Origin of the sequence: Xenorhabdus yunnanensis (genome assembly GCF_028598805.1) — a bacterium.
Classification (GTDB): domain Bacteria; phylum Pseudomonadota; class Gammaproteobacteria; order Enterobacterales; family Enterobacteriaceae; genus Xenorhabdus; species Xenorhabdus yunnanensis.
Window position 1 is genome coordinate 1 of record NZ_JAQRFI010000218.1, and the last position, 528, is coordinate 528.

Consider the following 528-nt stretch of genomic DNA (forward strand, 5'->3'; position numbering starts at 1 on the left):
GACCCCATGCAATTTGGCAAATTCGGACTGGTTCATCTGTTACCCTTGTGTTACCTGTTACCCAAATTTCAAAAGTTCATCGCTAGTGAAATATCATGGCGCGCAATGCCCATGATTTATAAAGACTTTAGGAAGGACCCAAATATTTTATTCTGTATCACCATCTGTTACCTTCCTAATTTTGCGATTCATATCGATTTATTACCCCACTAATAGCGACATACTCTCCGCTTCCATAAAACAAACAGGAGCGAATACATGCCAAATAAAGAGATTATTTACAGTCATACAATTGATTTAGGTACGTTGCTTCGTCAACTAAGCGAATATCCAGCTGATACTCGTGTTTCATTCAGTGGGTTGGATTTTTCTCGCGTGAACCGAACAGGGGAAGATATTATTCAGATTGAATTTGACCAGTCGGTTTATCGGACTTCTGAAGATGTCTTGGTGGTTCAAGATCATTCAAAATAGCTGACGCGTAAACGTTAGCCTTTTGCCTGTTAACGGGGGCATAATCTTCATCTA

The 528-nt window shown here is 39.8% G+C and carries 1 protein-coding gene; it reads left to right on the forward strand.

Annotation, left to right across the window (positions count from 1 at the left end):
- Positions 1-258 precede the first annotated feature (258 nt).
- Positions 259-474: a hypothetical protein gene (locus tag PSI23_RS21900; RefSeq protein WP_273557033.1), complete on the forward strand. Its 216-nt coding sequence runs from the start codon at positions 259-261 to the stop codon at positions 472-474.
- Positions 475-528 lie beyond the last annotated feature (54 nt).

What these genes read in the sequence shown, in the direction of transcription:
- PSI23_RS21900 (WP_273557033.1), top strand. Translation starts at nt 259, where the DNA reads ATGCCAAATAAAGAGATTATTTACAGTCATACAATTGATTTAGGTACG.